This is a genomic window from Curtobacterium sp. B8 (genome assembly GCF_000333315.1).
GTDB classification, from domain to species: Bacteria; Actinomycetota; Actinomycetes; order Actinomycetales; family Microbacteriaceae; genus Curtobacterium; species Curtobacterium luteum.
The window spans coordinates 1-4,227 of record NZ_BACW01000530.1 but is presented as its reverse complement, the minus strand read 5'-3'; the positions used below and the strand labels follow the sequence as shown (position 1 = coordinate 4,227).

The 4,227-nt window shown below is 70.2% G+C and carries 6 protein-coding genes; all 6 read left to right on the top strand.

Features of this window, described 5'->3' with window-relative positions; translation table 11 throughout:
- A partial coding sequence (locus I59_RS13945) for a thiamine pyrophosphate-dependent enzyme (protein ID WP_031273849.1) occupies positions 1-329 on the top strand: 329 nt, incomplete at its 5' end.
- Positions 326-826 carry an acetolactate synthase small subunit gene (gene ilvN, locus I59_RS13940; RefSeq protein ID WP_022904394.1) on the top strand — a complete coding sequence of 167 codons (501 nt, stop codon included), beginning with the start codon at positions 326-328 and terminating at the stop codon, positions 824-826. The genes I59_RS13945 and ilvN, both read left to right, overlap by 4 nt.
- Positions 827-871: 45 nt before the next feature.
- Positions 872-1,897 carry a ketol-acid reductoisomerase gene (ilvC, locus tag I59_RS13935; RefSeq protein ID WP_022904393.1) on the top strand — a complete coding sequence of 342 codons (1,026 nt, stop codon included), beginning with the start codon at positions 872-874 and terminating at the stop codon, positions 1,895-1,897.
- A 209-nt stretch (positions 1,898-2,106) separates the two neighbouring features.
- Entirely contained in the window at positions 2,107-3,297 is a 1,191-nt protein-coding gene (locus tag I59_RS13930) for a mannitol-1-phosphate 5-dehydrogenase (RefSeq protein ID WP_022904392.1), read from the top strand.
- 97 nt (positions 3,298-3,394) lie between these two features.
- Positions 3,395-3,820 carry a hypothetical protein gene (locus I59_RS21010; RefSeq protein WP_022904391.1) on the top strand — a complete coding sequence of 142 codons (426 nt, stop codon included), beginning with the start codon at positions 3,395-3,397 and terminating at the stop codon, positions 3,818-3,820.
- Positions 3,817-4,200: a hypothetical protein gene (locus I59_RS13920; RefSeq protein ID WP_148286238.1), complete on the top strand. Its 384-nt coding sequence runs from the start codon at positions 3,817-3,819 to the stop codon at positions 4,198-4,200. Before I59_RS21010 ends, I59_RS13920 begins: the two co-directional genes overlap by 4 nt.
- The last annotated feature ends 27 nt before the right edge of the window (positions 4,201-4,227 follow it).

Sequence of the window (4,227 nt, the reverse complement as noted above, 5' to 3'; positions counted from 1 at the left end):
GGCAGACGCTGTTCTACGACGGCCGCCACTCGTTCACCGACCTCGAGACCGGGCACCAGACCCGGCGGGTGCCGGACTTCGTGAAGCTCGCCGACGCGTACGGTGCCCTGGGCATCCGCGTCGAGCGCGCCGACGAGGTCGACGACGCCATCAGGCTCGCCCTCGAGACGAACGACCGTCCCGTGGTGATCGACTTCGTCGTCAGCCGCGACTCGATGGTCTGGCCGATGGTCCCGCAGGGCGTCGGCAACTCCTCGATCGAGTACGCCCGCGACCACGCGCCCAGCTGGGACGTCGAGGACGCCGACATGACCGGAGACCCCGCATGAGCCACGTCCTCTCCCTGCTCGTCGAGGACAAGCCGGGTCTGCTGACGCGCGTCGCCGGCCTCTTCGCCCGCCGCGGCTTCAACATCGAGTCGCTCGCGGTGGGGAACACCGAGGTCGAGGGACTCAGCCGCATCACCGTCGTGGTGGACGTCGAGGACCTGCCCCTCGAGCAGGTGACCAAGCAGCTCAACAAGCTCGTCAACGTCATCAAGATCGTCGAGCTCGACTTCTCGCAGTCGGTCCAGCGCGAGCACATGCTCGTGAAGGTCCGCGTGGACAACCAGACCCGCTCGGCGGTCCTCGAGGCCGTGACCCTCTTCCGTGCGCAGGTCGTCGACGTGGCGACCGACTCGCTCGTCGTCGAGGTCACGGGCGACCCCGGCAAGATCCAGGCCATCCTCCGCGTGCTCGAGCCGTACGGCATCAAGGAACTGGCGCGCGCCGGCCTCCTCGGCATGGGCCGCGGACCCAAGAGCATCACCGACCGGGTGCGCTGACCCCGTCGGCCCCCACAGACCACAGAACCAAGGAGACACACCCTCGTGACTGACATCGTGTACGACGCCGACGCCGACCTGACGCTCATCCAGGGCAAGAAGGTCGCCGTCATCGGCTACGGCTCGCAGGGCCACGCCCACGCCCTCAACCTCCGCGACAGCGGCGTCGAGGTGAAGATCGGCCTCAAGGAGGGCTCGAAGAGCCGCCAGAAGGCCGAGGAGGCGGGCTTCGAGGTCCTGACCCCGGCCGACGCGACCGCCTGGGCCGACGTCGTCGTCATCCTCGCGCCGGACCAGGTGCAGCGCATCGTCTACAAGGACGACATCGAGCCGAACCTCAAGCCGGGCGCCACGCTCGTCTTCGGCCACGGCTTCAACATCCGCTACGGCTACATCCAGGCGCCGGAGGGCGTCGACGTGTCGCTCGTCGCGCCGAAGGGCCCGGGCCACACCGTCCGCCGCGAGTACGAGGCCGGCCGTGGCGTGCCCGTGATCGTGGCCGTCGAGGTCGACGCCTCGGGCTCCGCCTGGGACCTCGCGTGGTCGTACTCGAAGGCCATCGGCGGTCTGCGCTCCGGCGGTATCAAGACGACCTTCACCGAGGAGACCGAGACCGACCTGTTCGGTGAGCAGGCCGTCCTCTGCGGTGGCACCTCGCAGCTCATCCAGTACGGCTTCGAGACGCTGACCGAGGCGGGCTACCAGCCGCAGATCGCGTACTTCGAGGTGCTGCACGAGCTCAAGCTCATCGTCGACCTCATCTGGGAGGGCGGCCTCACCAAGCAGCGCTGGTCCATCTCGGACACCGCCGAGTTCGGGGACTACGTCTCCGGCCCCCGCGTCATCTCGCCCGAGGTCAAGGAGAACATGAAGGCCGTCCTCGCGGACATCCAGGACGGCACCTTCGCCAAGCGCTTCATCGAGGACCAGGACGCCGGCGCGCCGGAGTTCAAGGCGCTCCGCGCGAAGGGCGAGGGCCACCCGATCGAGGCGACCGGCCGCGAGCTACGCGCGCTGTTCGCGTGGAAGTCGAACGACGCCGACTACGTGGACGGCTCGGCCGCGCGGTAGTCTTCGCAGACCACTCGACGACGAGGCGGCGGTGCACCGTGCACCGCCGCCTCTCGATGTGACCCGAACGTTATGCAGCAGCTCTTCATCACCCCCGGCGCCGGAGATCGGCGTGTCCGCGGGGTCCCCGCGCCCCTCGGACGACGCCCGTCGGCGACCGAGGGCCGGGATGGTCAGGACCGTACCGATCGGCGTGGGATGATCGTCCGATGGCGGTGACGAGACGGGCGGTCCACATCGGCGCCGGCAAGATCGGGCGCGGCTTCGTGGGGCAGTTCCTCGTGGCGAGCGGGTACGAACTCACCTTCGTCGACGTCGACGAGCGCGTCGTCTCGGCCCTCAACGAGGCCGGTCGCTTCGTCGTCCACGAGGTCGGCGAGATGCCGGTCGAGCACCTCGTCCACGGCTTCCGCGCACTGAACAGCAAGACCGACCGTGCGCGGGTGGTCCAGGCCATCGCGGAGGCGGACGTCGTCACCACCGCTGTCGGTGCACGCACCCTCCCGCTGGTCGCCCCGGTGATCGCGGAGGGACTCGCCGCCCGCGGCACCGAGCGCGGCGACGTCACCATCGTCGCGTGCGAGAACGCCTTCAACGCCACGGACTCGCTGCACGCGAGCATCCGACGGGCCCCGGTGCTGGAGGACCGCGACATCGCGGCCGTCTTCGCCAACTGCGCGATCGACCGCATCGTCCCGGACCAGTCGGGCGTCCTCGGCCAGTCCGGCGGCCTCGACGTCGTGCTCGAGCCCTTCTACGAGTGGGTCATCGAGCGCACGCCCTTCGACTCCTCCGACACCGAACCGCCGGTCATCGACGGCGTGACCTGGGTCGAGGACCTCCAGCCCTTCGTCGAGCGGAAGCTCTACACGGTCAACACCGCGCACGCCACTGCTGCGTACCACGGCTCCACGCGCGGCATCCGCCTCATCCGCGAGGCGCTCGAGGACCGCGAGGTCCGGGCCGAGGTCGACGGCGTCCTCGCCGAGACGACCGCACTGCTCATCGCCAAGCACGGCTTCGACCCCGAGGAGCACGCCCGCTACGTCGCGGCGAACCTCTCGCGGATCGCGAACCCGCACCTGCCCGACACCACGTTCCGGGTCGGGCGGAACCCGCTCCGCAAGCTCGGGCGCCGCGAGCGCTTCGTCGGCCCCGCGTCCCAGCTCGCCGAACGCAGCATGCCCGTCGACCACCTCCTCGGTGCGATCCGTGCGGCCCTCGCCTTCGACGACCAGGACGACCCCGAGTCGATCGAGCTGCACGCCCTGCTGCGCTCCGGCGCGACGGCGCACGCCCTCACCGAGATCCTCACGGGCCTCATGGAGAGCCACCCACTGTTCCCGGCGGTCCGCGACGTCGTGGCGGCGGTCCTCGCCACCGAGTCCGCCGACGTCTGACCCGGTCCGGGGCTGCCCGCGTCGTCCCGCCCGTGTGGACGACCGACGTCGCCCCCCGCCGACACCGGCACTCCTCGACGCCTCGTAGAATCGAGGCATGACCACCGCAGCCTCACCTCCGGACGGGTCCGTCGACCACGACGACGACGACGCGCTGAGCTGGGGTGACGCGGACGACGCGACGCACGTCGACGCGGCCCACAACCCGGTCGCCGTCAAGGAGCACCGCTCCCACGACGACGAGGGCCCGCTCGGCTCCGGACCGCTCATCGGGTTCGGCGTCCTCGGTGGTCTCTACCTGCTCTACACGGTCGCGTGGCTGATCAGCGCGAGCGTCCTCGCCGTGGGTGACCTCGCCTCCGAGGTCATGCGTGCGCTCGCGATCGTGGCGCCGGCGCTGTGGTTCGTCGCGACGCTCTGGATCGGACAGTCGAGCCGCAACCGCACCAAGTTCGTCTGGCTGCTCATCGGTGCCGTCGTGCTGATCCCGTGGCCCTTCATCCTGACGAGGAGCTTCGGTTGAGCGCGCCCGCACCCGCATCCACCCCCGCCCGGGTGCTCGCCCCGTGGCGGATCGTCGTCTGGGTCGTCGCCGCACTCCTGCTCGCCTACGTGACGACGCAGGCCGTCGGGAACTTCGTCGGCGTCTCGACCCCGATCCTCGCGAACAACGAGTTCCTCGCGAAGAACGGGGCCACCGCCCTGCAGAGCTCCGTCCCGTGGACGGCACTGGTGCTCGACGTCGCGATCGCCCCGGTCGGGTTCGTCGTCGCCCTCGTCGTGTCGCGCCGGATGCCGCCCGCCCGGACGATCGTCGTGTTCCTCACCGCGCTCTGCGCGGTGAGCGCCCTCTGGTTCAGCCTGCTGCAGTACGTGACGACCACGACCACCATCGGGTCCTGACGGACCCGGCGGACGGCCGGACGGGAG